At 61.8% G+C, this 21276-nt stretch carries 20 protein-coding genes; 9 read left to right on the forward strand and 11 right to left on the reverse strand.

What is annotated here, in order from left to right; translation table 11 throughout:
* Positions 1 to 11: 11 nt before the first annotated feature.
* Together HMPREF2806_RS09855 and HMPREF2806_RS09860 are read right to left on the reverse strand one after the other, a co-directional pair.
* Positions 12 to 1082, reverse strand: coding sequence for a DNA recombination protein RmuC (locus tag HMPREF2806_RS09855; RefSeq protein WP_070510515.1), 1071 nt, complete (start codon positions 1080 to 1082; stop codon positions 12 to 14).
* A 36-nt stretch (positions 1083 to 1118) separates the two neighbouring features.
* A complete protein-coding gene (locus HMPREF2806_RS09860; protein WP_070517595.1) occupies positions 1119 to 2600 on the reverse strand; it encodes an AI-2E family transporter in 1482 nt (493 codons plus the stop codon).
* 47 nt (positions 2601 to 2647) lie between these two features.
* On the opposite strand from HMPREF2806_RS09860, the gene ychF reads away from it, so the two are divergent.
* Positions 2648 to 3733, forward strand: a complete 1086-nt coding sequence (gene ychF / locus HMPREF2806_RS09865) for a redox-regulated ATPase YchF (RefSeq protein ID WP_070517597.1) — start codon at positions 2648 to 2650, stop codon at positions 3731 to 3733.
* A 31-nt stretch (positions 3734 to 3764) separates the two neighbouring features.
* Positions 3765 to 4955 (forward strand): amidohydrolase, encoded by a 1191-nt coding sequence (locus tag HMPREF2806_RS09870; protein WP_070517599.1) that lies wholly within the window; start codon positions 3765 to 3767, stop codon positions 4953 to 4955.
* Here the strand turns inward: HMPREF2806_RS09870 and HMPREF2806_RS09875 are convergent.
* The 6 genes from HMPREF2806_RS09875 to HMPREF2806_RS09900 are packed head-to-tail and all read right to left on the reverse strand — an operon-like array spanning position 4952 to position 9933.
* Positions 4952 to 5794, reverse strand: a complete 843-nt coding sequence (locus HMPREF2806_RS09875; RefSeq protein ID WP_070517601.1) for a MurR/RpiR family transcriptional regulator — start codon at positions 5792 to 5794, stop codon at positions 4952 to 4954. The genes HMPREF2806_RS09870 and HMPREF2806_RS09875 overlap by 4 nt on opposite strands.
* Before the next feature lie 11 nt (positions 5795 to 5805).
* The gene (gene phnE, locus HMPREF2806_RS09880) at positions 5806 to 6624 is read right to left on the reverse strand and encodes a phosphonate ABC transporter, permease protein PhnE (RefSeq protein ID WP_070517603.1); all 819 of its coding nucleotides are present in this window, start codon (positions 6622 to 6624) and stop codon (positions 5806 to 5808) included.
* Positions 6621 to 7415 (reverse strand): phosphonate ABC transporter, permease protein PhnE, encoded by a 795-nt coding sequence (gene phnE, locus HMPREF2806_RS09885; RefSeq protein ID WP_070517604.1) that lies wholly within the window; start codon positions 7413 to 7415, stop codon positions 6621 to 6623. The genes phnE (HMPREF2806_RS09880) and phnE (HMPREF2806_RS09885) overlap by 4 nt, the downstream gene beginning before the upstream one ends.
* Positions 7412 to 8212, reverse strand: a complete 801-nt coding sequence (gene phnC / locus HMPREF2806_RS09890; RefSeq protein WP_049155476.1) for a phosphonate ABC transporter ATP-binding protein — start codon at positions 8210 to 8212, stop codon at positions 7412 to 7414. Before phnC ends, phnE (HMPREF2806_RS09885) begins: the two co-directional genes overlap by 4 nt.
* A 45-nt stretch (positions 8213 to 8257) precedes the next feature.
* Complete coding sequence (locus HMPREF2806_RS09895) at positions 8258 to 9250, reverse strand: phosphate/phosphite/phosphonate ABC transporter substrate-binding protein (protein ID WP_070517606.1); 993 nt, start codon at positions 9248 to 9250, stop codon at positions 8258 to 8260.
* 26 nt (positions 9251 to 9276) lie between these two features.
* Positions 9277 to 9933 carry an HAD family hydrolase gene (locus tag HMPREF2806_RS09900; RefSeq protein WP_070517608.1) on the reverse strand — a complete coding sequence of 219 codons (657 nt, stop codon included), beginning with the start codon at positions 9931 to 9933 and terminating at the stop codon, positions 9277 to 9279.
* 128 nt (positions 9934 to 10061) lie between these two features.
* On the opposite strand from HMPREF2806_RS09900, the gene HMPREF2806_RS09905 reads away from it, so the two are divergent.
* Entirely contained in the window at positions 10062 to 10970 is a 909-nt protein-coding gene (locus HMPREF2806_RS09905) for a cation diffusion facilitator family transporter (protein WP_232745401.1), read from the forward strand.
* Position 10971: 1 nt separating this feature from the next.
* Here HMPREF2806_RS09905 and HMPREF2806_RS09910 read toward each other — a convergent pair whose 3' ends face one another.
* Both HMPREF2806_RS09910 and HMPREF2806_RS09915 read right to left on the reverse strand, forming a co-directional pair.
* On the reverse strand, positions 10972 to 11937 hold the full coding sequence (locus HMPREF2806_RS09910; RefSeq protein WP_070517609.1) for a winged helix DNA-binding domain-containing protein: 966 nt from the start codon (positions 11935 to 11937) through the stop codon (positions 10972 to 10974).
* A 17-nt stretch (positions 11938 to 11954) separates the two neighbouring features.
* Complete coding sequence (locus tag HMPREF2806_RS09915) at positions 11955 to 13502, reverse strand: succinic semialdehyde dehydrogenase (protein ID WP_070517611.1); 1548 nt, start codon at positions 13500 to 13502, stop codon at positions 11955 to 11957.
* A gap of 90 nt (positions 13503 to 13592) precedes the next feature.
* Here HMPREF2806_RS09915 and HMPREF2806_RS09920 point away from each other — a divergent pair, with 90 nt between their 5' ends.
* The 4 genes from HMPREF2806_RS09920 to HMPREF2806_RS09935 all read left to right on the forward strand — a co-directional run bounded on the left by HMPREF2806_RS09920 (position 13593) and on the right by HMPREF2806_RS09935 (position 18496).
* Positions 13593 to 14765 carry an alanine racemase gene (locus tag HMPREF2806_RS09920; RefSeq protein WP_070517612.1) on the forward strand — a complete coding sequence of 391 codons (1173 nt, stop codon included), beginning with the start codon at positions 13593 to 13595 and terminating at the stop codon, positions 14763 to 14765.
* Positions 14762 to 16042, forward strand: coding sequence for a D-arabinono-1,4-lactone oxidase (locus tag HMPREF2806_RS09925; RefSeq protein ID WP_083306542.1), 1281 nt, complete (start codon positions 14762 to 14764; stop codon positions 16040 to 16042). Before HMPREF2806_RS09920 ends, HMPREF2806_RS09925 begins: the two co-directional genes overlap by 4 nt.
* Positions 16043 to 16143: 101 nt before the next feature.
* Entirely contained in the window at positions 16144 to 17334 is a 1191-nt protein-coding gene (locus HMPREF2806_RS09930) for an MFS transporter (RefSeq protein WP_070517613.1), read from the forward strand.
* A gap of 187 nt (positions 17335 to 17521) precedes the next feature.
* Positions 17522 to 18496: an HNH endonuclease signature motif containing protein gene (locus tag HMPREF2806_RS09935; RefSeq protein ID WP_232745402.1), complete on the forward strand. Its 975-nt coding sequence runs from the start codon at positions 17522 to 17524 to the stop codon at positions 18494 to 18496.
* A gap of 282 nt (positions 18497 to 18778) precedes the next feature.
* Here HMPREF2806_RS09935 and HMPREF2806_RS09940 read toward each other — a convergent pair whose 3' ends face one another.
* Positions 18779 to 19168 carry a heavy metal-responsive transcriptional regulator gene (locus tag HMPREF2806_RS09940; RefSeq protein ID WP_004601215.1) on the reverse strand — a complete coding sequence of 130 codons (390 nt, stop codon included), beginning with the start codon at positions 19166 to 19168 and terminating at the stop codon, positions 18779 to 18781.
* Between the two features lie 108 nt (positions 19169 to 19276).
* Between HMPREF2806_RS09940 and merA the strand changes: the two genes are divergently transcribed.
* Together merA and HMPREF2806_RS13855 are read left to right on the forward strand one after the other, a co-directional pair.
* Entirely contained in the window at positions 19277 to 20701 is a 1425-nt protein-coding gene (gene merA / locus HMPREF2806_RS09945; RefSeq protein ID WP_070517614.1) for a mercury(II) reductase, read from the forward strand.
* A gap of 228 nt (positions 20702 to 20929) precedes the next feature.
* A complete protein-coding gene (locus tag HMPREF2806_RS13855; RefSeq protein ID WP_232745408.1) occupies positions 20930 to 21265 on the forward strand; it encodes a hypothetical protein in 336 nt (111 codons plus the stop codon).
* Positions 21266 to 21276: the final 11 nt, after the last annotated feature.

Raw genomic sequence — 21276 nt, forward strand, 5'->3', positions numbered from 1 at the left:
TGACCAAAACGTTATTCATCGTGGGCGCGCCGCGGCCAAGAACCGACACTGCGCGGCTCCACCGGTAGGCGGTCAACGCGGGCGGGCACATCTAGTTCCTTGAGCCGCCGCGCGGTGACCCCGACGCGGGAGTCCAAGCTGGCCAAACTCGCGTTATAAGCCTCAACCGCGCGCTCGAGGCCGCGGCCGACCTTGTCATAGTGCTCGTTGAGGGTATTAAGGCGCGTGTAGAGCTCACGTCCCAAGCGCTGTACCTCGCGGGCTTTGTCGGAGATTTCTTCGTGCTGCCAGCTCACCGCCACGGTGCGCAGGAGGGCGAAGAGGGTGCTTGGCGTGGCGATGACGATGTTGCGCTCGAATGCGAACTCGAGCAGCTCGGCATCGATGGAGAGCGCGGCGTCGACGAAGGTATCCGCGGGAACGAAGAGGATCACAAACTGCGGCGTGGGGGAGAAAGCCTCGATATAGTCCTTAGAAGCCAGTGCTTGGACATGTGAGCGCATCAGGTGCGCGTGGCGCCGGAGATACCCTGCCCTTTCTTCCGGATCCTCAGTCTCCATGGCGTCGAGGTAGGCGCTGAGTGGAACCTTGGCGTCGACCACAATGCTGCGCCCACCCGCCAGGTGAACGACGAGGTCAGGGCGGACTACCGAACCGTTGATGCGAGCGCTGACTTGGGAGTCGAAGTCCACATGTTTGCGCATGCCGCCGAGCTCGACCACGCGTTCCAGCTGTACCTCACCCCAGCGCCCGCGGACGTTCGGCGAGCGCAGCGCGCCGACCAACTTGTCGGTGCGATCGGAGAGCCGAGTCGAGGTGCGCGTTACCGCTTGAACTTGGCTGCTGAGCGCGGCGAGCGATGTCGCGCGATCCTCTTCAATTTCCTGCAATTGCAGGCCCAAGCGGTCCATGGCCTTTTCCAGCGGGGCAAGCTCTGCTTGGCGGCGTTGGGATTCTTGCAGCGCGCGGTGTTCTTCGGAGGGCTGGGAAGACTGCGCGGAATAGGCGCGGGCCAGCCAACCGAGGGCGGCGCCAATGATGAGGCCGAGGAAGAGGAGCAACACGGGAAGGGTAGACGTCATGTCTGTCATCATGACATGCGCCCCGGACACGCCCCGCTAGTTCTTGTCCTTCGACTGCAATATCTGTTCGAGAGCGCCGATGGCGCGCTTGATTCCCGCGCGGGCGCCGCTATCGCGCTCGCTGAGTTCCGCGTCAACATCGACCTTGCGGTCCAGCGGGCTCGTGCCATCGCTGGCGACGTCTTCCGCCGCGCCTTCCGGTGCAGCGTGGTCCGGGACGGACAGCCATTGCTCGCGTTTGTGGTCACCCTGCTGTTGGGTATAGCGCCCGATGAGGAAGCCTGCCACGGTAGAAAACTCCAAGTCTTCGGCGGTGCGCTCGCCCGATTGGAGCATCATCATGTCTTGGAAGTAGCGGTAGACCACCGCGATGGTCGCTGCCGCCGGAACGGCGAGGAAGCCGCCGACGAGGCCGAAGAGCGCGGAGCCTACAGTCACAGAAATCAACACGATGACCGGGTGCAGGTTCATGGCCTTCGATTGCAGCCACGGGGAGAGCACGTTGCCCTCAAGCTGCTGAACTAAGAGGACCAAGCCAAGAACGAGCAGTGCTTTGGTAAAGCCCAAGGAGACCAGGGCGATGGTCACGGATAGCGCACCAGCCACGATCGCGCCCACAAAGGGGATAAAGCCGGCGATGAAGGTGATGATGGCTAGCGCCATGGCCAAAGGCACCCCGATGAGGGCGAGGCCGAGGCCGATGAAGATGGCGTCGACAAGCGAGACCACCGCCTGTGCCCGCACGAAACCGCCCAGCGTGGTCCACACACGGGTGAGCAGTTCAGTGAGGTGCCAGCCCGTCCGGCGGCCCGTGGCCTGGCGCAACCAGGGAAGGAAGTTGTGGCCATCTTTAAGGAAGAAGAAGGTCAGTACCACGATGATGAAGAGCGTGACCACGATGGAGGTCGCCGTGCCAATTCCCGTGAACACGGAACCCGCAATAGAGCCGGCCTGGCGCTGCAGCCACAGGGCGATCTCATCGATGTATTGGCCGATCTCGTCCGGATCGAGGTTGAGCGGTGGGCCCTGTGCCCATAGCTGCAGGCGCTGAATGCCTTCCGCAGTTTGCAGGTACAGCGTTTGGGATTGCCGCGCAAAGTCCGGAGCAATGAACATGAAAAGCGAGCCCACCGCAGTAAAAGACACGAGGATGGTCACTGCCGCAGCCAGGGCCGACGGCAACCCCTTGCGCCGCATGGCGCTCGCAACAGGGGCAAGCACAGTGCAGATGATGAGAGCAATGAGAACCGGCAAAATGCCACGCCAGAAGTTGCCCAGCATGCGGAATGAGGCATAGAGGAATAGCCCAATAATGGTCAGGCGCAGTGCCCACAGCGATGCGGACTTGATGACCTCGCCGACCACCACGGAGCGATCCACTTGGTTGCCTGGCGGGTGCGGCGAGACTGCGTTCAGCGAAGCGGCGTCGACGGAATCATCGAAGCGTCCGCCGAGCGCTGCCTCAGCGGCGGCGAGCTCAGGCGAGGATGCATTGGGGGATGGCTGATCAGAACTCACCCCACCATCTTGCCTTAAAAGATCCGGGGTGCGTTAGGATTGGCCCCGTGAGTCTTACACTTGGAATCGTCGGCCTGCCCAATGTGGGCAAGTCCACTTTGTTTAATGCCCTGACCCGTTCCGATATCTTGGCAGCGAACTATCCGTTTGCCACCATCGAGCCCAATGTCGGACTAGTGGAGCTTCCCGATTCCCGCCTGAACCGCCTCGCGGAAATCTTCAGCTCCGAGCGCATCCTTCCGGCCACCGTGTCCTTCGTGGACATCGCCGGCATTGTCGAGGGCGCTTCCAAGGGTGAGGGAATGGGCAACGCCTTCCTCGCCAATATCCGTGAAGCCGATGCCATCTGCCAGGTGGTGCGTGCCTTCGCTGATGAGAACGTTATCCACGTCGACGGCGAGGTTAACCCGGCGCACGATATTTCGGTCATTAACACCGAGCTCATCCTTGCGGACCTCCAGACCATCGAGAAGGCTTTGCCGCGTTTGGAAAAGGAAGCGCGCAAGAACAAGGATCTAGCAGAAACCGTGGAGGAGACCAAGAAGGCCCAGGCCATCTTGGAGGATGACCGTACCCTCTTCGCGGCGTCCAAGAACAATGAGATTGATTTGTCCCTGCTGCGCGAGCTGCACCTCATGACCGCGAAGCCCTTCCTTTACGTCTTCAACTCGGACGAGGCCGTCCTCACCGATGAGGCCAAGAAGGAGGAGCTGCGCCAGCTCGTAGCCCCGGCGGAGTGTGTCTTCCTCGATGCCCAGACTGAAACCGAGCTCCTTGAGCTCGACGAGGCAGAGGCTCTGGAATTGCTGGAGTCTGTCGGCCAGGAAGAGCCAGGCTTGGCGACGTTGGCCAAGGCCGGCTTCGCCACCCTCGGCCTGCAGACCTACCTGACCGCTGGCCCGAAGGAAGCCCGCGCGTGGACCATCAGGCAGGGGTCTGCGGCACCGCAGGCCGCGGGTGTCATTCACACCGACTTTGAGAAGAAGTTCATCAAGGCAGAAATCGTCTCCTTCGACGACCTTGATGGTGCTGGCTCCATGGCGGAAGCCCGTAACGCTGGCAAGGTGCGCCAGGAGGGTAAGGAATACATCATGCAGGATGGCGACGTCTGCGATTTCAAGATCGGCGGCTAGCTCGTGCGCTCATAGCGCGTAGGCTGTGGGCATGAGTATCGCCCACATCCTAGACCGAGCAGCACATGCCACGCAGTGGCAAGAAGCCCTGTACAAGGACCTTCACCAGCATCCTGAGCTCAGCATGGAAGAGGAGCGCACCCGCGGCGTCATCGCGGGCAAGCTCCGGGAGTTTCCAGGAGTCGAGGTGCTGGAATTCGGCGGGGGAGTTGTCGGCATTCTCCGTAACGGTGAGGGCTCGACAGTCCTAGAGCGTGCCGATTTCGACGGCCTGCCCGTCACTGAAGACACTGGCTTGGACTACTCGGCCACGGGCGAGGTTATGCACGCCTGCGGCCACGACACCCACGTGACCGCCTTGCTTGGTACCACGGAAGCGATGGCGAAGGCCACTGACGCGTGGTCCGGTACTTTCATCGCGCTCTTTCAACCGGGCGAGGAAACCGCGGAGGGTGCACAATCCATGGTGGACGCGGGACTTACCGGCAAAGTCCCCACGCCTGACGTGGCCTTTGGCCAGCACATCTTTATTGATAAAAACGCCCCGGCCGGCACCGTACTGATTGCGCCCGGCCCGGTCTTGTCGACAGCGACCTCACTCACGGTCACCGTCTATGGCCACGGTTCCCATGGTTCGATGCCACACCTCAGCGTCGATCCAGTCGTCTTGGCCAGCTCCATCGTGTTGCGGCTGCAGACCGTCGTGTCCCGCGAAGTCGATCCTCACCAGTTCGCCGTACTGACCGTCGGCGCGCTGCAAGCGGGGTCGAAGGCCAATATCATCCCGGATTCGGCCACCCTGCGCATCAATGTCCGCGCCTATAGCGAGGAGATTCGAGAGCAAATCGTTGTGGCCATCCACCGGATTGTCAACGCCGAGTGCCAGGCAGCGATGTCCCCACGTGAGCCGGAGATCACCGAAAGCGATAATTACCCGCTCACTGTCAACGATGAGGAAGTCACGAACAAGGTGCGCGCGCAGCTAATCGATGTCCTCGGAAGCGACAACGTCCTCGACATGGAACCGTGGACCGCATCGGAGGATTTCTCGAGAATCCCCGATGCCTTCGGCGCTCCGTATTGCTTCTGGGGTTTTGGCGGACGTACTGATGGCGCGTCCATTCCTAACCACAACCCGCGCTTTGCTCCGGAGTTGCAGCCCACGCTCAGCACCGCGATGCAGGCGCTCATCGCCGCGGCCTACGCCTACCTTGGAAATTAATCTTTCATCGCCGATTGGAGCACGGAGAGCACCGTGCGCCGTGCCGCGGAATCATCGAGGTGGGAATCCACCAGCGTCACGAGTGCTTCAAGCACCAGCAGAAAAGCAACGCGCGAGGCATCCTGCAGCTCTGCACGAAATGTCCCATCCGGGGAGGGGATGACCAGCGTGTAGGAGGCGAGCTCCGCCAAGGGCGAGGAGGTAAACGAGGTCAGCGCGATGAGCTTCGCGCCCGCCTCGAAGGCTGCGGTCGCGGCTTTGAGCGTGAGCGTGGTCGACCCTGAACCGGAAACGACGAGGCACACGCACTCTGCGTCTAGTTGCGTCGCCGCGATGTGCTGGCCCATGGCCTCCGCCACGAACTCGGCTGGGCGCCCGATGCTTGTGAGGCGCAGCGCCATGGTCTGCGCCAAGGGAGCAGAGAGGCCATTGCCCACGAGGAGAACCCGCTTGGCCTGCGCTACTGCCTCCACTGTCGCGGCTAGCTCATCCTCGTTGAGCAGGGCAGTAAGCCCATGCAGGTAGTTGCTGAAGGAGGCAATCTCGGCACTCATGCGGCCGACGTGGGTGGAATCGGCACCCGCCGGCGGGGTGGGGCGCTGCGCAATCTCCTGCGTGAGCGCCACACGCAACTGCTGGTACCCGTCGTAGCCCAGCGCCTTCGCGGTGCGGATGACGGAGGTACGGGACGTGCCTACCTTGGTCGCCAGCTGGTCCGCAGTGGTGTGCAGGACGAAGTCCATGTCTTCGAGGATTGCCTGGGCCACGCGTTGTTCGATGGGCTGCAGGCTCGGCATGCGCGTGGTGATGTGCGCGGAGAGCGGGGCGGAATCAGTCATAGGGGTAACTATCAGGTGAATTTGGCGGCCACGATGCGGCGGCGGATAGCGCCGGAGATGGCGTCGATGGACATGGTGATGACGATGACCACGATGAGCAGGACGCCGACGACGTCCCACTGGCGGTACTGCGTATAGCCGGTGAGCATGTCACCGATGCCACCCACGCCGATGAGGCCGAGGACCGCGGAGGTGCGCACGTTGATCTCAAAACGGTAGAGCGCCAGGGATGCTAATTCAGGCTGGACGATGGGCCACGTTCCCCAACGCACCATTTCTGCGAGGGTGCCGCCAGAGGCTTTGACGGCCTCAGCCGGGCCGGTCGGCGCGGTTTCGATGGCCTCATAGGTCCACTTGGCATGTGTACCGATGCCGCCGATCGCCAAGGCAAGCGCACCTGTAAAAGGAGTGAGCCCAGTGACCGTCAGGATGATGATGGCGATGATGATCTCCGGGACCGCGCGGATGATGGCGAAGAGCGCGCGCAGCGGAAGGCATACCCAGCCCGGGGAGACAGTGTTCGCGGCGAGGACGCCGAGAATAGTAGAAAGCACTACGCCGAGAAGCGCGCCGATCCACGCCATGGCCACGGAGCGCCAGGTTTGCAGGAGGGCCTCGCCGAGTTTGGACCAGTCCGGGTTCGAAAACATGAGTACGAGGTAGTGCCAGATGTTGGCGGGGAGCTCTTTGAGCGCGGAAAAGTTGACATCGATGTAGCCGAAAGACAGCGCGAGGATGACCAGAATTCCGGCCCACGCAGCCCCGACACCCCAGCTGCGGGAACGTGAAGGTAGCGCGGATGGTGCAGTTGCTGGAAGTGCAATGCTCATCGCAACCTCTTTCGCAGGTTGACGGACACGATTTCCAAGGCGATGACGACGGCGAGCAGTTCGAGCACGATGGCAGAAAGCGCGTCATAGCGGTAGAAGCCGCGGACCTCGTCGATGAGCAGGCCAATGCCACCCGCGCCCACGAGTCCCAATACCGCGGAGATACGGACGTTGAGTTCGAGAGAGTAAATGACCTGGCTGGCAAAGGCAGGCCAGGTTTGTGGGAGAGCAGTCACGCGATTGATCTGATTCTGCGTGCCGCCGGCCGCGCGGCCGGCCTCCATGTAGGAGTCATCGGCGGAGTCGATGGCTTCGGATACGAGCTTGACCACGATGCCGACGTCGAAAAGCACCAGCGTAATGATGCCCGGGAGGGAACCCACACCGAGCATGGCCACGAGGATGGTGGCGTAGACCAAGTCGGGCACCGCGCGGACAACGTTGACGATGCCGCGCACTAGCGAGCGCCACGGTGTCGATGGGTTGGTGGGCCGCGCCGCCCACAGGGATAGGGGCAGAGCGATGACCGCAGAGATGGCGGCACCGACGACGGCCATGGCGAGGGTTTCAAGCATCGGCTCCCACGTGCGCGGGAGGATGGACCAGTCGGGGCTGAACATCAGGGCCAAGCGGTCGGCGCCGTTGCGCCAGTTGCGAGCGATCTGCCCAAAGTCGATCTCGATTCCGCCCCAGGCGGGGACGCAGGTGGCGATGGTGAGCGCGAGAAAAGCAGCCAGCCCGCCAAGGATGCCGGGCCAGTTGCGCTGCCGTGGGGGAAGTACCGCCGTCATGCCCGGCTCTCCTGACTTCCCAGCTGGTCTTCCTCGCGGATGCGCCGGCCGTAGATGGCTTCGAAATCCTCCACGGTGGAGCCTGCGGCGGGCCCATCGAAAACTATCTTGCCGTGGCGAATGCCGATGATGCGTGTGGCGTAGTCTTGCGCCAGATCCACCAGGTGCAAGTTCACCAGGGTGGTCAGGTCCCGCTCGGTATTGATGCGGCGCAGATCCTTCATCACGGAGTGCGCGGTGGGCGGGTCGAGGGACGCCACGGGTTCATCGGCCAACATAATGGCCGGCTTCTGGGACAGGGCGCGAGCGATGGCCACGCGCTGCTTCTGGCCGCCCGATAAGGCGCCGGCCTTATTCCACGCCTTGTCGAGGATCCCTACGGAGTCGAGGGCCTCGGCGATGATTGCTTTGTCCTCGGCGGTAGAGATTCCCAACAGGGTGCGCCAGCTGGGATTGTGAGAAAAGCGCCCGACGAGGACATTGGAGAAGACGCTCGCGCGGTCCGCCAGGTTGAACTCCTGGAAGATCATGCCGATGCGGCCGCGCAGCTTCCGCAGCTGCGCTCCCTTCGCCGCAGAAATCTCGTGGTCGCCGACGAAAATCTTGCCGGATGTCGGTTGCACGAGGCCGTTGATGCTGCGGATGAACGTGGATTTGCCAGAGCCGGACAGGCCGACGATGGCGACGAATTCGCCGGGAGCGATGTCCACGGAGACGTCGTCAAGCGCCAGCGTTCCGTTGGGGTAGCGCACCGAGACATTCTCGAACCGAATGCCCCACGCTTTCTCCTCCGTCATGGGGAACCTTTCTGAGTGGGAACTGGGCAGTGGAGGAGCGCGAACCTACTGTGCGAAGCGCTCGTTGACCTTGCGCGCCATGTCAATGGATTCCTTCTTAGCCGGAACCCAGTCGGTGATATCGAAGATGGCGGACATCGTGTCTGGGTCGACCTCAGAGAAACCATCCATGAGTTCGGTGATTTCCTTGCGGCGCTCCTCTGGGACATCGTCAGAAATGACGACGCCGCCGTTGGGGTACATCTCGGTGTATCCGAAGACGACGAGCTTCTCAGCCAAGTCAGGAGCCTCGGACGCGTCGATGGTGGAGCGTGCGTCCCAGAAGCTAAAGCCCACCTCAGCGTCGCCGTTGTAGACAGCCATGATGGAAGCATCGTTGGAGGTTACCGGGACCTTCTTGAGGCTATCGACGTCGATACCCTGGGACTCCATCGCCATGACGGGCAGCTGGTAGCCGGCCGGGGAGGTGGCGCCGAGCATAGCGACAGTGGTCTCACCATCGATCTTCTTCAGCGCCTCGAGGCCCTTCGGCCCCTGGCCCTTGTTCTCGTCTGCGGTGGCGGTGCCGTTGCAGTAGAGGTACTCGGCGCCGCTGGCAGCGTAGGTGGACTTGACTGGCTCATCTTCGCAGTACTTGTCCGGGTTGTTGGTGACGAACTGGCCGGCGTAGGAATCTGCACCGAAGCGCTCGTCCTGCAGCACAGCGTGGGCATCGTACATGTCTTCAGCGGAGGCCAGCTGTGCAGCGGAGGCGATGGCGATGTCTGCCTGGCCGGAGCCGATGGCCTCGACGGCGGCCTGGTAATCCTTGGTCACGACACCCTCGACCTCCACGCCGAGCTCCTCAGAGAGGTAATCGGTCAGCGGCTTCGCGGTGGTCACCAGGTCATTGACCTTCTCGTTTGGGATGAGCGCGAGGGTGAGCTTCTCATCGGAGCCCTTGGCAGAATCGGAACCGTTATCGGAGTCGGAAGAGCAGGCGGTGAGGGAGAGGGACAAGGTAAGTGCGGTGGCGGCAAGAGCGGTGAAACGGCGCATAATGAATGTCTTTCTGTGCGTGTGGGTTAAAGAGCGGAGGTCAGTTCGGGAAAGATGTCGGTGACGCGGGTGACGCGCCACGTCGGGTCAGCCTCAGGGGAGGTTGCGAAGGGGGAATCAACGAGCACGGTGCGTCCGCCTACGGCGGCCACGGGTGCGAGGTCGAACTCCCAAATATCGCCGAAGGAGATGAGGTGAGTCGGATCCGTGTCGGCGAGATCGGTGTCCAGGATGCGGGTCAGTCCTTCGGGTTTGCCCACCCTGGTGTAGACGGTGTCGAAGGACCTGTCGAGGCCCAGTGTGTGAAGGGCAGCGCTAAGACCAATCTCTGGAGAGTTCGTCGCCAGAATGGCGCTGCCGGGGTAGGAGGCAAGGAAATCGGCAAGCCCCTCAGGGGCGGTGATGCCGGTGTCGGCGAGGTTCTCCCGGGAAGCCAAATATGCCTCCTGGCAGGTCTCTTCCGGCACGTCGAGTTCGGCGGCGAGAGTGCGGACGAGGTGGTAGCCGTCGCGTGCTGAGCCGACGTTATCGGAGTTCAGCAGCGCTTCGGCGTCTTGAGCAATGGATGGGTGCCCGGCTTTCTCTGCAATGAGGCGCGCATAGGCCAGAACGGGGCCGTGGCCAAGGCTGACGGTCCCATCAAAATCGAAGAGAAGGACTGGGCGAGTTATGTCTGTGGACATAAAGTACAAACTAACGGCGGTTTATGTACTTCGCGACCGCACGCGGTAAACATTCAGTGAACAGTGCGTGCACATCCGGCTTTGGTAGTCTAAGGGGCTGTAGAAATCTCTTTTTGAAGGCCGACATTATGTCTCTTCCCACCGAGCAGTTGCTGCTCGAACGCTTTATGAAGCTCTCCATTGCTACTGCAGTGGCCACGATCGCGCTCAAGATTGTCGCTGCTGCGGTGACGGGATCGGTGGGCTTTCTTTCTGACGCCCTCGAATCTGGTGTGAACCTCGTCGCCGCCGTTGTAGGTTTTGTGGCTATTAAGATTGCGGCAAAGCCGGCGGACGCAAACCACCAGTTCGGCCACGGCAAGGCCGAATATGTTTCTGCGTTGGTGGAGGGTGCAATGATCTTCGTCGCTGCGGCGATGATTATCTACACGGCGATTCGCCGACTTCTGGAGCCGCAGCCGCTGGAGCAGCCTGGGCTCGGACTCTTACTATCGCTCGTGGCCTCCCTGCTGAACCTGGGCGTCGGTTTTCTGCTTGTGCGCGCGGGTAAACAACACCGTTCGGCCACCTTGCAGGCGGATGGAAAGCACTTGCTTACCGACGTCTGGACCTCCGTCGGCGTCATCGTCGGTATTGGGGCAGTGACGTTGACAGGCTGGCTGTGGCTGGACCCCATCATCGCGTTTGCCGTGGGCCTCAATATTTTGTGGACTGGCTACAAGTTGCTCAAAGAATCGTTGAGCTCCCTGTTGTCGGAGTCCTTGCCGAAGAAAGAACACGGGCAGCTGGATGCGCTTCTCAATGAGCTGGAGGACCACCACCAGGTCTCCTTTACCTCGCGTCGCACAGTGGCAGCGGGTCGTCAGCGCCTTGTGTACCTGACGATGGACGTGCCCGGCGAGTGGACGGTGTTGCACTCGCACACCATCGCTGACCGTATCGAGGACGCCATCGACGATCTTTTCCCCGGTGCCGAGGTGTTCATCCACGTTGAACCAGCCGGCACGGTTCATCGCCGCATCCTGCGGATGCTGTAGGTTAGCCCGCGTACCGCAGGCTTGCGACCCCGCGTCCGCCCTCCATGACCCACGGCCAGCTGAGGCCGTTCCTGGTCAGGACATCATTGCGGATCTCATCGGGAACGATCCATTCCTTGTGTGCATACCCCAGAAGGTACTCATCAAAGGCGGGGAGCTCGAGGCGAATTTTTAGGGCCTTCTCGATCTCGCTAGACGTGACATCCTCCTGCCAAGTGGCCATCCAGAAGTCCTGACCTTCGTGGAACACAGGTTGAGCAACCGTCGATGTCAGGGCCTTGGTGGCCTGAGATTTACTGAGCTTGGACCATGCTTGGAGGTCGGCTGCGGATACTGGCCCGTGCCCTTCGACATAGCGCTGGGCCAGTTCAGCAAGCGGTTCCTCCGGCTCGCGCTGGACGGTAGGTAGCGCGTCTACGTGGAGGAAAGTCTCTTGGTTGCCAGCTTTCGGGCCCTGCACGAGGTCGCCGGCACCACCAAAGGCGCGGAGTAGGTGGGAGCCCCTGCCTTCAGTGGGATCAACACCAGCTTCAGCGAAAATCTCGTAGACTTCCGTGCGGCTCAGGGGTTCGGTCGCAGCGCTGTGAAGCGCTTCCGAGGCCGCTGCCACCATGTCCTCGCTCAGCCCCAAGCTCGGCCGCCGAGACTTCTGGCTGGAGGCTACGCGTGGGTAGAGCAGGCGGGACATCCAACGGACGTCGGCAGCCGGCATGAAATGCAGCGTGCCGCGCTGTGGCCAACAGCGCACCACGCGAAAGTGAGAAATGTCTTCGAGTACCTTTTGTTCATCGCAGCCGGCGCGAAGAGAAAGCGCTCTGATGCCGGCATCGTAGGTCTGGCCTTGGAGGGCGAGGAGATGTTCAGCAACATCGAGGGCCGACGCCAGAGTCGGCCGCGCGGCCGATGGTGCAAGGCCTTGAGCGATGAGCCGACGGGCGAGAAGCTCGTCGCGGGTAAGTTCCTTCATAGTTGTTTAGATGGCGTTTAGAGGCGGAAAGTCTTCATCAGCTGCATGCCCGTGGACACCAGCTGGCGGAAGCGCTCCGGCGAGATGTACTCCGAGGGCGCAAGCGGGTGCAGGCGCTGCTCGGCCACGGTGCGCTCGTTGGCCCACAGGCGCATGCCGGTAATACCGTGGCGGTGGTTCAGTCCAGATTCCTTGACGCCGCCACCGGGCGCGGCGATGGAGCCATAGGCTGCGGCGAAGCCCTCATTAATGTTGACCATGCCGGCCTCCAGCTGGGAGGCCACCTTCCACGCGCGGCGGGAGTTTCCAGACCACACCGATGCGGATAGGCCGTAGGTGGTGTCGTTGGCGAGCTGGATGGCCTCGGCATCGGAGCTTATAGGGTATACCGCCAGTACCGGTCCAAAAGTCTCGGTGGCATAGAGATCCATCTCTGGGGTCACACCAGTCAGCACGGTGGGCTCATAAAAGTATGGACCAAGGTCCGGCCGGGCCTTTCCTCCGTAGACCACGGTGGCGCCCTTGGACACGGCATCCTCCACGTGGGCTTTAACGGTATCGAGCTGGCGTTGCGAGGTCAGCGAGCCGATGGTGGCGGCATCGGAGAAGGCCGACCCGAGCACTTGCTGGTCCAGTGCGTTCTGAAGTTCTGCAAGGAACTCCTCAAAGACGCTCTCGTGAACATAGGCGCGCTCGGCGGACATGCACAGCTGCCCGGAGGAGGAGAATGCGGTGCGCACGGCACCTTGGGCGGTGGGCTTAAGGGGGGCGTCGTCAAGCACCAGCATCGGGTTCTTGCCGCCTAGCTCCAGCATCGTGGGGATGAGGCGCCCCGCTGCCTGGGTAGCAATGGACTTGCCGGCCTTGGTGGAACCGGTAAAGGAGAGGCCATCCACCAGCGGAACCAGGGCATCACCCACCTCCGCCCCGCGGCCGGGAACCAGCTGCCAGGCGGCCTCCGGAAGGCCCGCCTCAATGGCTAGGCGTCGCAGCAGAATTGCCGTCAACGTGGTCTGGGAGTCCGGCTTGTGTACCACGGCATTGCCGGCCGAGAGTGCTGCCAGGACGTCGCCCACGCCCAGAGACAGGGGATAGTTCCACGGAGAGATAAGCCCCACCACGCCCAGCGGGTAGTGCTGCGTGCGCGTTTTAGTCAGTACGGGAAGCGCGCCGGGGTGGCGGTCAGCGCCAAAGGCCTTGCGGATATTGACCGCGTAGAAGCGCGCGCAGTTATACAGATCCATCAGCTCGTCATAGGCATGGGAGCGGGACTTGCCGTTTTCTGCCTGAATGAGATCGAGAATGAGCTCCTCATTCTCGTAAACGAGGTCGTGCAGGCGCAGCAAGATGGCAGCGCGGTCACCTTGACCAACGCCGGCGCGCGCATAATTGACGGCCTTCTCGACGTCCCCGGCGGTGGCGACGGGGAAGCTAAAGAGCTCCTCACCGCTAAAAGGCGCGTGAGCCTGGTGCTGCTCACCCGTGCCGCAAACATCGCGGGCGGGATCCGTGTCTAAGAAATTGAGCACTCGCTGGGGCAGACGGGTCTGAGTGAAGGTCTTCATGCGGTCTATTGTCCCAAAAATATGCGATGGCGCTATAGATTTTTCGAGATTTGTCTCACAAACTAAATTAATCGTGGTTAGGATGACGCTATGCCAATCCTCGCGACCACTCCACAGGCCCAGGTACGCGCGGCCGTTGAGCCGCTCGTCAGATCTGGAGAAAGCCCAGCGCCCGTAGGCGTCATTGACCTCGACGCATTCGACTACAACGCTGCACAAATGCCGACCCGCTCCGGAGGACTGCCCATCCGCGTGGCCTCGAAATCAATACGCAGCGTGGCGGCACTTCGCCGCGCTCTCGAGCACGAGGGCTACCGTGGCATCCTCGCCTATTCCGTTCCGGAGGCTCTGCATCTGGTGGGAGAGGGCTTCCATGACATCGTGGTGGCCTACCCGAGTGTTAACCGTCAAGCCCTGCGCGAGCTCGCAGCGGATGACACCGCGCGCGAGGCTATCACCATCATGGTGGATAGTGCTGAGCTCTTAGACCTGCTTGAGGGCTCCCTGCGTGTGGCCATCGACATTGATTGCACCCTCCACTTGCCGGGCGCGGTTATCGGCCCGCGGCGCTCACCCGTGCGTACGCCGGAACAGGTCTCGGTGCTTGCGCGCGAGATTCTTCGGCGCGGGCACCGGCTTGTCGGTCTCATGGCCTATGAGGGGCAAGTGGCATCCGTTGCGGATGGCCTGCCGGGTCCGGTGGGAGCGGTCAAGCGCTGGCTGCGCACCAAGTCCATGTCCGACCTCGCTCCGCGACGCCGAGCCTGCGTGGAGGCCGCGCGGGAGGTGGCGGACATTGAATTCGTCAACGGCGGCGGCACGGGCAGCCTCCAGGAATCCGCGGCCGAGGGAACCTTGACCGAACTGGCCGCTGGCTCCGGTTTCTACACGCCGGCGATCTTCGATGACTTCACAGGCATCAACCACAAGGCGGCCGCGTTCTTCGTCTGCCAAGTATCCCGTGTGCCCGCGCCGGGCTGGGCGACGGTCAACTCCGGAGGCTGGATCGCCTCCGGGCCGCCCGCGAAGGATCGCGTTCCGGTTCCGGTGTGGCCGGCGGGCCTTAGCTACTCCAGCACGGAGGGTGCCGGTGAGGTGCAGACACCGCTGCATGGGGCCGATCTGAACGTCGAGGATCTGGTGTGGTTCCGCCACGCCAAGGCCGGCGAAATGACAGAAAACGTCGACCGCCTTTTGGCTGTTGGAAATGACGGCGTTGATGTATGGGACACCTATAGAGGACAAGGATGGACACTCCGATGACAACGTTTAGCAACTGGGCAGGATCGGTCACTACGAAGCCGCAGGAGTTTGTGCAGCCCTCCCGAATCGATGAGATTCCTGGCATCATCAGCCGCGCCCGCAGCGTGCGCGCGGTCGGTGCGGGCCACTCCTTCACTCCCATCGCAGCGGGGGAGGAGACCATGCTCAATCTCGATCACGTGAGTGGTCTGGTGAGCGTCGATAAGCAGCGCAAACGCGTCCGATTCCTGGCGGGCACTCGCTTGCGGGACGTGCCTAAGCTCCTGCGCCCCTTTGGTCTTGCCCTGGCCAATCAGGGGGATGTGGACCCGCAATCGCTAGCGGGCGCGATTTCCACCTCGACCCACGGCACCGGCATCAATTACACGGGCTTTGCGGGCACGGTCACTGGGCTGACGCTTATCGACGCCGACGGCAACACCCGCTCCTATTCCATCGACGAAGACCCAGAACTCCTTCGCCTCGTGGTCGTCAGCGTGGGCGCGCTCGGCGTGGTTGTCGAAGTCGAAATGCAGTGCGTGGATGCCTTTGACCTGCTGGCTGAGGAGTCCGGCATTGCCTTCGATGAGCTGATGGATAACTGGGAGGAGCTCTCTAGGGGCGTCGACCACTTCGAGTCCTACTGGTTCCCGCACACCGACCGCGCGATGGTCAAGGCCAACACGCGCCTCGAACCGAACGGGGAGCGCCGCTCACGTCTCAAGGCGCTTATCGACGACGAGCTCATCGGCAACGGCGCCTTCGCCGCCGCCCTGGCGCTGGGACGTCTTATTCCGGGGACGATTCCGACGCTCAACAAGTTCGCCACATCGGTCATCTCCAATAACCGCTACCGTTCCGCCGCCCACGACGTTTTCGTTAGTCCGCGCCGGGTTCGCTTTCATGAGATGGAGTACGCAGTGCCGCTTGCCGACGGCCCCGCCACCGTCCGCGAAATCCGCCGTTTCATCGACGAGCAGGATTGGCGCATCGGATTTCCGATGGAGCTGCGCACGACGGCCGCGGATGACGTTGCACTCTCGACGGCATCGGGCCGCGAATCGATGTACATTGCTTTCCACATTCCGCGTGCGCTCAACCCGCAGGATTACATGCCGAAGCTCGAGCCCATCTTGCGCGCAGCGGGCGGGCGCCCGCACTGGGGCAAGATGAACTCCCTGTCTCGGAGCGACTTTGCTCAACTTTATACAAGATTTGACGAGTTCTGCGAGCTGCGTGAAAAGATGGACCCTGATTGGAAGTTCGGCTCGCCCTACCTGCGAAAACTGTTCGGATAGGGACGTCGTCAAGCGTGGCACGACCCTGAGGACGGATTCGAAAGTATCTCTGATCTTTGGTAGCTTGTGGAAGTCTTAATTCCATAACACTGCTGAAGAAGGTGTCTCAAACGTCCTCTGAATCCCAGTCCCTCATTACGCCGACATTCGTGTTTGCGTGGTTGGTGAATTTCGCCCAATTTACGGTCTTCTATCTGCTTGTGACCATCATGGCGCTCTATGCCGTCGAGCAGTTCCAAGCTTCGGACACGGCGGGCGGGTTTGCCTCAAGTGCCTTCGTGGTGGGGGCGACGATTGCTCGCCTCTTTTCGGGCTACATCGTGGATGCTGTTGGGCGGAAGCGCTCGCTGGTTGTCTCCCTCATCGTGGTCACTGTGGCGATGGCGCTGTATTTCCCAGCTCAGTCTCTGCCACTGTTGTTCGCTGTCCGTATCTTGCATGGCTTCGGTTATGCGGTGGCCTCGACGGCTGTGATGGCCGTGGCGCAATCGGTGATTCCTGACCATCGCCGCGCTGAGGGAACCGGCTACTTCGCCTTGGGGACGACGCTGGCTACCGCTTTTGGCCCGGCGGCAGGTCTTGCGATTGTCCACAATGCTGGCTATAATACCGTGTTTCTGGTGGCGCTGACGCTGACGGTAGTGGCCATGGGCTTGGGGCTCGTCGTCAAGGCACCGGCGGAGGAGCGTCGCAGTGTGACCTTCTCCTTAGGGAATATTGTGCACCCGGCGGTGGCGCCGTTCGGCGTCTTCATCCTTTTGGTCGGTGTTGCTTATACGGGCATCATTACCTTCCTGAATGGCTATTCCGCTCACGCCGGTCTGGAGAAGGGCGCTAGCTATTTCTTCTTGGCTTATGCGGTTGTGAGTCTCATCCTGCGCTTTGTGCTGGGCAGGCTGCAGGATCGGCGCGGTGACAACATCATCATCTACTCCTCGCTCGTCTTCTTTATCGCTGGCTTGGCTGTCCTGGCTTCGGCTAGTGCCGATTGGCAGATTATTGTCGCGGGTGCTTTGGTGGGCATCGGATATGGATCTATCCTTCCGGCCGGTCAGGCAATCGCTGTGCGCCTAGTGCCGATGTATGAGATGGGCGCGGGGATCTCGACCTTCTTCTTGCTGCTGGACCTAGGCATCGGCTTCGGTCCGATTCTGCTGGGGCAGGTTATCTCCGCGACGGGATACTCCGCCATGTACTGGATGCTGGCGGCTTTGATGCTGGTTGCTTCTGTGGTCTACTTCATTCTTCATGGGCGCAAGGACGTTGCACGTGGTGACGTGCGCTACGAATAGATTCCACGTTGGTGGGATTTTTCGTTGGTTGGCGTCGAATGTCCTGGCTAACCCATGGTGGCTACCCCCGTTTATAGTAACGACTTGACGGGAATTTACCACAGGCTATAGCCATGTGTGGCGGTGGCCGCTAGGATTATGGTTAGAACACTTCTTCTAACACAGGTTTATCTCGGGGGAGATACCCATGACCACCACCGCTACACGCCCGCCTACCTTTTTCTTTTCCACCACCAACCCTAATAACCCACACGCCATAGCCCGCTCCAAAGCCCGCCGGGCCACCTATAAAACCTGGGTCGGGGCCATGCCCAGCCTGCACGCCGATATCAACACCACCGCACTATCCCTAGTCGCCGCCTGGTCACTGCCGGAAGGCCACATCAAATCCGGCCTGCGTGCTATCCACCGGCTAGAAAGTCTGCCGAAAGTCAAAGCCATACAAGACACCCACTGCCTGCTCGACATTGAATCCCTCATTGCTATCGATCAACCCATGTCAGCACTGACAGCCTTGACTGATGAAACCCTGGACTTTATCGACACTCTCCTGGCTGACTTCTTCACCCCTTCTAAGCCGAACCAAGCTTTTCCTACACGTAGTCAAATCAGGCGCAAAGTCCGCGATATTTGTAAAACCCTGGATGATTCCATCGCCTACCAAGATACCCGGCCTAAAGATACGTACCGGTTTTCTTCTAACGGCACCTCTGCCTGGCTGGAACTGCAGGTTGGGGAAGACACCGGCATTAAACTCGATGCCTTCATCCACCAGACCGCCGCCAAGGAAGACATCACTGTCGCTGAGGCAGTCATCAAACTGCTTTCCGGTGAGATAAAGCCACCAGCTGAGGTGGTGCTCCACACCTACCAGGCCTGCGATATTGAGGATGCACCGACCTTTATTGAAGGCTTCGGCTGGCGAGCTGAGCCCATGCCACATGACAAGATGCGGGATTTAACCGAAGAGATAAAAGAGGCCGATGGCTACCAGCCAGGAATCATCATGCGCAAACTTGTCGAAGGCCGCGACGGTACCTGCCGGGTCGGCGGCTGTGGCGAGCCTGCTTTTCTCAGCCAGTTGGATTACCGACACAACTGGGCCGAAGGCGGGCCAACCCACCCGAAGAACCTGGTTTTCGCCTGTCGATCATGGTGGTGATGGTGCACAGAATTATGAACGCAAGGGCCCACCAACTACCTGCTCGCGAAGACTGTTCTTGTCCACCGGGAACTGTCTTATTTCCGTCTTCCCGTAGGGGACTATTTTTACTTTGGCTCAAAATGCACCAAAGGTATTATCCTCAACCGCCAAAATGTTACTTCCAGGTAAGAAATAGTCCCTATTTATAGATAGCTCCTGGCGGTTAATCCTGTCATCCTGGCTCTCGTCGAGCTGCAACTCTCGCATAGCGTGGTTGCTAAGGAGGTGTGCCCAATTGGATTACAAGTACCTACACACTTGATCGGTGCTGCACGTTTCAGGGTCCGGGTGTGCGGCGTCCTGTCTGAGGTCCGCGATAGTGTCGCGCAGCACGGAGAGCTGCGCGATCTGCTGCTCGATCTCAGCGAGGCGCACGTCAAGCAGGTCGCGCACGTGCTCGCAGGGCGCCTGGCCGCCGTCGCGGATGTCGAGGATCTGGCGGATCTGGGCGAGGGTCAGCCCGGCGGCCTGGCCCCGGTGGATGAACCCGACCCGACCCACGGCATCCTCGGCGTAGTCCCGGTAGCCGGAGGCCAATCGCTCGGCCGGAGGGAGCAGCCCCGACTCCTCGTAGAACCGCAGGGTCTTGGTCGTGGTTCCGGTTGCTTCCGCAAGCTGTCCGATCCTCATGTTCGCCGATTCCCCTTCCAATGGCCACCACACTTGACCTTCCATTGTACTGGAAGGTTCACAATGGTTCCATAGGAACTTTTGAACCACAGGGAAGAGACATCTGGAATGACAAACGAAAAGTTCGATCTGGCGATTATTGGTTCCGGCGGCGGAGCGTTTGCGGCCGCGATCCGGGCCACCGGACTGGGCAAGCGCGTCGTGATGGTGGAGCGCGGCACCGTGGGCGGGACATGCGTGAACACGGGCTGCGTCCCGTCGAAGGCGCTCCTGGCTGCCGCGGAGGCCCGCCACGTGGCGTTGGATTCGGCCCGCTTCCCTGGGGTGGCGGCCTCGGCGGGCCCGGTGGACATGCCGGCCCTGATTCAGGGCAAGGCCGCGCTGGTTGAAAGCATGCGCACGGAGAAGTACGTCGATCTGGCCGCGGACTACGGGTGGACGATGATCTCGGGGGACGCGTCGTTCACCGGAACCCAGGACGCACCGCTGCTCCGGGTGATCTCCCCGGATGGTGCAGTGAGAACGATCGAGGCCGGGCACTACCTCGTGGCCACTGGCTCCGCACCCTACGTGCCGCCCGTTCCCGGACTGGCCGAGGCCGGGTACCTGACCTCGACGACGGCGATGGAACTGGACGAGGTGCCCGAATCAATGCTGATCCTGGGCGGAGGCTATGTTGCCCTGGAGATGGCACAGCTTTTCTCCCGGCTGGGCTCCCGGGTGACCATGCTGGTCCGTTCCCGGTTGGCCTCGCAGGAGGAACCGGAGGCATCCAAGGCGTTGGCGGGGGTGTTCGCCGACGAGGGGATCCGGGTGGTCCGGCGGGCCATGGCCGACTCCGTGGCCTCCGGCCCGGACGGGGTCTCGGTGACGGCAAACGTGGCCGGGGGCGAGGAGGTGTTCCGCGCTTCCCGCATCCTCGTGGCACTGGGCCGCCGCCCGGTGACCGAGGGACTGGACCTTGACGCCGTCGGGGTGAAGACCGGCGCATCCGGCGAGATCGTGGTCGATTCCCGCCTGGCCACGTCCAACCCGCGGGTTTGGGCCGCCGGGGACGCGACCGGCCATCGGGAGTTCGTTTACGTCGCAGCGGCCCACGGCGCCTTGGCCGTGGACAATGCGTTCACCGATGCCCTGGCCGAGGTCGACTACCGGCACCTGCCCCGGGTCACCTTCACCAGTCCCGCCATCGGGGCGGTCGGGATGACGGAAAAGGAAGCTGTCGCCGCCGGGATCAGCTGCGAGTGCCGGGTCCTCTCCCTGGAGTACGTGCCGCGAGCCGTGGTCAACCGCGACACCCGCGGCTTCATCAAGGTTGTCGCGGACCGCGACACCGGACGGATCCTGGGCCTCTCCGCGGTGGCCAAGGACGCCGGGGAAATCGCCGCCGCCGGCGTCTACATCCTCGAAGCGGGCATGACCACCGCGCAGGTCGCCGCCGCCTGGAGCCCCTACCTGACGATGGCCGAGGGCATCAGGATCGCCGCCAAGGCCTTCACCACCGACGTCTCCGAGCTCTCCTGCTGCGCCTGAGCTCCAAGCCCCCACTACCGAAGCAAAGGAATGCCCTGACCGCCACCGACCAGGCCCTCACCTATCTGTTGTCCCCGAGCACCACCGCACCGACCACGGTACCGCCTGAGTCCCCATCCCCATTCCTGGAAGGAACCACCAGACACTATGACATACCCGAGATCCCGCCGTTCTCTGTCCGTTCCCCGGCCCAGGCACCTCGCCTCCGCCCTGTTTCTGGCAGCGGTCATGGCACTGACAACCGCCTGCGCCAGCTCACCGAGCGGCCCGTCGGCCGCGCCAGGCGGTTCGTCGCCCGACGCGGCCGGTGCCGTTGCTGTTACGGTCTCCGACATTGACGGCACTACCCGGACCATCCCGGACGGTAAGCCCGCAGCACTGTTCTTCTTCTCTGCCGGATGCGGTGAGTGTGTGGAAGGGGCCGATTCCCTGAACAAGGCCTCCACGGCCCTGGGAAGCTCGGCCGACTACCTCCTGGTGGACGTGGACCCCCGAGAACCGAAGGAGACCATCAACGGATTCCGCGATTACATCAAGGCCCTGGGCCTGGCCCCCGGAAAGTAGACACGTCGGGG

This window comes from Corynebacterium sp. HMSC076G08 (assembly GCF_001811515.1).
GTDB classification, from domain to species: domain Bacteria; phylum Actinomycetota; class Actinomycetes; order Mycobacteriales; family Mycobacteriaceae; genus Corynebacterium; species Corynebacterium hiratae.

What these genes read in the sequence shown, in the direction of transcription:
- HMPREF2806_RS09855 (WP_070510515.1), bottom strand. Translation starts at nt 1,082, where the DNA reads ATGACGTCTACCCTTCCCGTGTTGCTCCTCTTCCTCGGCCTCATCATT.
- HMPREF2806_RS09870 (WP_070517599.1), top strand. Translation starts at nt 3,765, where the DNA reads ATGAGTATCGCCCACATCCTAGACCGAGCAGCACATGCCACGCAGTGG.
- HMPREF2806_RS09875 (WP_070517601.1), bottom strand. Translation starts at nt 5,794, where the DNA reads ATGACTGATTCCGCCCCGCTCTCCGCGCACATCACCACGCGCATGCCG.
- phnE (WP_070517603.1), bottom strand. Translation starts at nt 6,624, where the DNA reads ATGAGCATTGCACTTCCAGCAACTGCACCATCCGCGCTACCTTCACGT.
- phnE (WP_070517604.1), bottom strand. Translation starts at nt 7,415, where the DNA reads ATGACGGCGGTACTTCCCCCACGGCAGCGCAACTGGCCCGGCATCCTT.
- phnC (WP_049155476.1), bottom strand. Translation starts at nt 8,212, where the DNA reads ATGACGGAGGAGAAAGCGTGGGGCATTCGGTTCGAGAATGTCTCGGTG.
- HMPREF2806_RS09895 (WP_070517606.1), bottom strand. Translation starts at nt 9,250, where the DNA reads ATGCGCCGTTTCACCGCTCTTGCCGCCACCGCACTTACCTTGTCCCTC.
- HMPREF2806_RS09900 (WP_070517608.1), bottom strand. Translation starts at nt 9,933, where the DNA reads ATGTCCACAGACATAACTCGCCCAGTCCTTCTCTTCGATTTTGATGGG.
- HMPREF2806_RS09905 (WP_232745401.1), top strand. Translation starts at nt 10,062, where the DNA reads ATGTCTCTTCCCACCGAGCAGTTGCTGCTCGAACGCTTTATGAAGCTC.
- HMPREF2806_RS09910 (WP_070517609.1), bottom strand. Translation starts at nt 11,937, where the DNA reads ATGAAGGAACTTACCCGCGACGAGCTTCTCGCCCGTCGGCTCATCGCT.
- HMPREF2806_RS09915 (WP_070517611.1), bottom strand. Translation starts at nt 13,502, where the DNA reads ATGAAGACCTTCACTCAGACCCGTCTGCCCCAGCGAGTGCTCAATTTC.
- HMPREF2806_RS09920 (WP_070517612.1), top strand. Translation starts at nt 13,593, where the DNA reads ATGCCAATCCTCGCGACCACTCCACAGGCCCAGGTACGCGCGGCCGTT.
- HMPREF2806_RS09925 (WP_083306542.1), top strand. Translation starts at nt 14,762, where the DNA reads ATGACAACGTTTAGCAACTGGGCAGGATCGGTCACTACGAAGCCGCAG.
- HMPREF2806_RS09935 (WP_232745402.1), top strand. Translation starts at nt 17,522, where the DNA reads ATGACCACCACCGCTACACGCCCGCCTACCTTTTTCTTTTCCACCACC.
- HMPREF2806_RS09940 (WP_004601215.1), bottom strand. Translation starts at nt 19,168, where the DNA reads ATGAGGATCGGACAGCTTGCGGAAGCAACCGGAACCACGACCAAGACC.
- merA (WP_070517614.1), top strand. Translation starts at nt 19,277, where the DNA reads ATGACAAACGAAAAGTTCGATCTGGCGATTATTGGTTCCGGCGGCGGA.
- HMPREF2806_RS13855 (WP_232745408.1), top strand. Translation starts at nt 20,930, where the DNA reads ATGGCACTGACAACCGCCTGCGCCAGCTCACCGAGCGGCCCGTCGGCC.